The organism is Micromonospora haikouensis (assembly GCF_900091595.1).
Lineage (GTDB): Bacteria > Actinomycetota > Actinomycetes > Mycobacteriales > Micromonosporaceae > Micromonospora > Micromonospora haikouensis.
The window spans coordinates 1-3,855 of the sequence record NZ_FMCW01000077.1; the positions used below are offsets into that span (position 1 = coordinate 1).

The following is a 3,855-nucleotide window of genomic DNA, read 5'->3' on the forward strand; positions in this document are numbered from 1 at the left end:
GCCCACGCAGCCTCGGCGACATCGTCCGTGCCGCCCTCCACCTCACCCACTACGAACACCGATACCTACCGAATTCTTGTTGAGATCACGTCAGTCGTTGACGAGCTACTCGCCGTCGCGTATGGCTTCGCTCCATCGGCGGTCGATCTCGCGGAGCAGCGGCGTGTTCGTGAAGGTGTGCGCCTCGTGGCGCGGCCGGTTCGGCTTCGCCGTGCCGAGAGCGATGTTGCGTGCCCGCCGGAACTGCTCGTCTTGTCCATCCCGGCTCTGGGGCAGCTCACCGATCAGCTCGTCAGCGAGCGCCTTAACGTAGTCGTCGCTTTCCATCCTGTACCTCCTTGTGCGAGGCAGCCGGGCCCGTTGCCTAGCCGCCTCTCTCACCTATCGGCCGGGAGCGGTAGGAACCCCCCGTAACGCCGTGCAACTCGTGTCAGCTCCCCGCCCCGGCCCGTCAGCCGTTTCTCCACCGCCACACCGCCAGCACCGCCAGCACCCCCAGCGCCCCCAGCACCCTCGAAACCTCCACCGTGCCCGTCACCCCTGCCGCCCCCAATATCCCCACCAAATCCGCCACCAGCCCCGCCACCGTCAGCACCGCCACCACCCCTATCGCTATGAGCGTCATCGACAATCGGAGTCCTGGTGGCTCCGAAAAGCCGGGTTGGACGTCAACGTCGATCAGGGGTGGGTGGGGGCAGGTCAGCTGGGGGTCAGGCCCGTCGACGAGGAGAGCGAACGTGATGGTCTGGTTCTTTTTGATCAGGCTTGGACCGATGGTGATCGCTGTGCCATCGGCAGCCCACTCTGGGTGAGGTGCGGTGTCTGGCGACGAGTTGGTGTCGAGGACGTTGATGATCGGTACGCCGACGTCGAGGCGTAGTGGCTGGCCGCCGTCGAACATCGCGCTCGGGATGTCGTGGCGGCCTTGGCAGGTCAGGCGGATCTCCAGCACGTGTGGGTGGGAAAGCGGCTTGCCGTCGTGGCGGACCTCCAGGTTGGCCGCGGAGAAACGGGTGGTCCTGATCAGGGGGGTGGCGGTCGGCATGCTGAACAGCAGGCGGCGCCTGGCCTCCTGGACCCGTCTTGCGATCAGCGGCCCAACTATCAAGCCCAGCACGGCCACCAGAGTGCCGACAGCGGCGCTCCAGAAGGTTCCCGACTCGTACCACTGTCCAGCCATCACCATGGCCGATATCCAACCAATCGGTGTCGACGCAGCTCCAGTCCGTATCGGAGCAACCGGCCAGGCGGAACCTGCGAACCAGTAGGAACGTGCGAACCGCCCTCATCGACGACCGGGATGCCCGAATTCGGGAACACCATAATTCGCTTTACCAGGTGCGCTGAAACGCAAGTGACAGTCGTGAGAGCGGAGCAAGCGGCGGCTTGGCTTGGCAACATCCCGGGATCTGCCTCCGCCGGGATCGCAGATCATCTCTCCACGGCAGCGCTTCAGGCAGTCCTGCCGCATCTGCGGCCTGCGGAAGCACAGAACTGGCTGTCGCATCTTAAGGGAAGGCTGACCAGCGACTCGTTCAGGTGGATCGGGTAGACCGCCATCGGCGGTGGATCCATTCTGAATAACCCTCTGAGTCAGATACGCGACTTGTTTGCGCTTTCCTTGTGGCTGCGCTCGGGGTTCACTCGTGGGTGCCGCCGTGTCTACGTCTGTTATGGCCAGACGTAGACACGGCGGCGCGGAGCCCGTCCGACACGAGAAAGCCCCAGCCCGGGATGTGGATGGCAACCCAGCCCTAGGAACGAACGTTGGACGATGCTTCCGCAGCTCATGGTCAGCACACTCCTGGTGCGATGTGAACCCCTCCCAAGGCCAAACCGGGCTTGGGTGCCCGGTCAAGCTTCACCTCGGGATGCATGCTTTGCCCGTGAGGGGTCAAAGCATGCGAAGGCGCTCGATTTCGGCGCCGTCTTTCTCTTTCAGATAGATCGCTCCGCCCGCCTCTTGTACGCGCTGGAGCAGCGCGTACATCTGCAGCGCTTTGTTGATGGCGTCGGTCTTGCTGTCGCTGGTGATCTCGACCGCTTCGGCAAGTGCGCGTGCGGTCTTCTCGGTGAGGTTGACGGTGACGCGCTCGTGTGAACCACCCCCGCGCGTCGACGACGCGACGTCTGTGACTACTGCCGAGCTCCTGGTCATAGCTCCCTCTCCTCAAGTTCCCCGCTCAGCGAGCTTCCGCTCAACGGATGCGCGCAGAGGCCCACGCGTTCGCGCATTACGCGCCCCTGCGCACCGGCGTGCGCGTGTTGCCCAGACAGTATGTGCGCAAGGGTCGTGCATCTGCAAGGCAAAGAGCAGTCAGATCACGCTTAAGGTGCGAGTGAACCTCGTCACATGTACGGATAGTTGCTTGATGCCGTGTGTACGTCGTGCGGGCCACTCACGTATCCTGTGCGACGGATGGCAACCCTTCGTCATGTCTCCGGCCCCCGTAGGGGGCCGGAGCCCTAGAGGCAGCGAGGACCCCATGTCCCGTAGGAACAGCGGCAACCGGCCCGTCCGGGTCACCGACCTGTCGCACGAGGCGCCCAGCATCTCGGCCGACGAGAACAACCACTCCCGCACCCGGGCCACCGGTCTCCCTGCTGAGCTGGACCGGGCGAACCGTCGGATCGCGGAGCTGGAGGGTGAGCTCAAGCGCGCCGGAGACCGCCCCGACACTCACCTCGAGCTTCTCCGGCAGCACCTTCGCCGCCGGACCAGGGCGCTGACGACAGCGTTCGTGACCCTGGGCGCCCATGCCGGGTACGGCATGGGCACCTCCGGGTGGGGGGAGCCGCAGTGGTGGCTCCACTCCACCCAGATGCTCGGGCTGCTCGTCGCCACCGGCTACCTCATCGCCCCGAACGTGCGCCGGCTGCTGCGTCTGGTCAGCGAGACCGCGGGTCCGGAGCACGATCGGTAGGCCGCAGGTAGCCGAGGCGGGGTGATCACCCGGTCACCCCGCCGAGGGGCATCAGCGACAGGAACACCGTCCGACGTGCCCATGGCACGCCAACAGGTCGACCCAGTGCTCGCCGTCGTCGCCCTGCCGCTGCCCGCCGGCGAGCTCGGTGCCCGCTGTGGACCCATCACCACCGGGCTGCGCGCCCGACACTCCGCGACCTTGCCGGCTACCTCACCTGGCGCGCCGCCACCGGCCTCGAACCCGTGACGCCCGCCGCGCGGTAGTCGGTACGCATCTCGTCAGGCGTCCGACGATTCGACTACAGCAGTACGGGGGGCGCTTGTGCGCCCCCCGTTCCTACGGTGCTTCGGGTGCTACCGCCGCCGCTTGATCACGGAGCGGGTGAGCCCGCCGACGGCGACCACCGCGGCGAGGCACAGCGCGAACAGGAGCTCGCTGGGAAGCGCGCCGCTCGTGAACTTCAGGATCGCGACCGGCGCGGCCACCATGCCCACCACGCCGATGGTCACGTCGAGCGTGTCCAGCAGGTGGGCGGTGAACTTGCCGGGCACCTTGACGTTGCTCCGGAGCTTCCGGTCAACGTCGTGGTAGCTGAACTCCACCCCGGCGTCGCTCGTCGGGTCCGGCTCGGCCGACTCGGCGCGGGAGCCCCGCGTCGTGTAGACGAACCGGACGTCGGCGTTGCTCGTGGGCGGGATGTACCCCCAGTCCTTCGTGCGGTGCGCCACGTCGGCGGCGTCGCTGACCGGGGTGTTGCCCTTCACACGCGTTGCTTCCACTGTTAGGTCACCTTTCGAGCCCCTCTCCCTCGACGAGGGGCACAGGTTGCGCCTCTAGCCTCGATCGTTCATGGGTGGCGTCGGATGTGCCGACCCCTGGTTAGTTGATCGGTTATCACCGATGGATGCTGTCTGGGGGCGTGGTGGTG

General features: G+C 66.2%; 5 protein-coding genes. 1 reads left to right on the plus strand and 4 read right to left on the minus strand.

The window, feature by feature from the left end; translation table 11 throughout:
- Positions 1–105: 105 nt before the first annotated feature.
- From GA0070558_RS32415 to GA0070558_RS32425, 3 genes are all read right to left on the minus strand, one after another.
- A complete protein-coding gene (locus GA0070558_RS32415; RefSeq protein WP_091287321.1) occupies positions 106–327 on the minus strand; it encodes a hypothetical protein in 222 nt (73 codons plus the stop codon).
- A 124-nt stretch (positions 328–451) separates the two neighbouring features.
- Positions 452–1,186, minus strand: coding sequence for a hypothetical protein (locus tag GA0070558_RS32420; RefSeq protein ID WP_091287324.1), 735 nt, complete (start codon positions 1,184–1,186; stop codon positions 452–454).
- 708 nt (positions 1,187–1,894) lie between these two features.
- Positions 1,895–2,158, minus strand: a complete 264-nt coding sequence (locus GA0070558_RS32425; RefSeq protein ID WP_176734489.1) for a ribbon-helix-helix domain-containing protein — start codon at positions 2,156–2,158, stop codon at positions 1,895–1,897.
- A 328-nt stretch (positions 2,159–2,486) separates the two neighbouring features.
- Between GA0070558_RS32425 and GA0070558_RS32430 the strand changes: the two genes are divergently transcribed.
- On the plus strand, positions 2,487–2,924 hold the full coding sequence (locus GA0070558_RS32430; protein WP_091287328.1) for a hypothetical protein: 438 nt from the start codon (positions 2,487–2,489) through the stop codon (positions 2,922–2,924).
- Positions 2,925–3,280: 356 nt separating this feature from the next.
- Here the strand turns inward: GA0070558_RS32430 and GA0070558_RS32435 are convergent, their stop codons facing one another.
- Positions 3,281–3,706, minus strand: a complete 426-nt coding sequence (locus GA0070558_RS32435) for a hypothetical protein (RefSeq protein WP_141722432.1) — start codon at positions 3,704–3,706, stop codon at positions 3,281–3,283.
- Between the last annotated feature and the right edge of the window lie 149 nt (positions 3,707–3,855).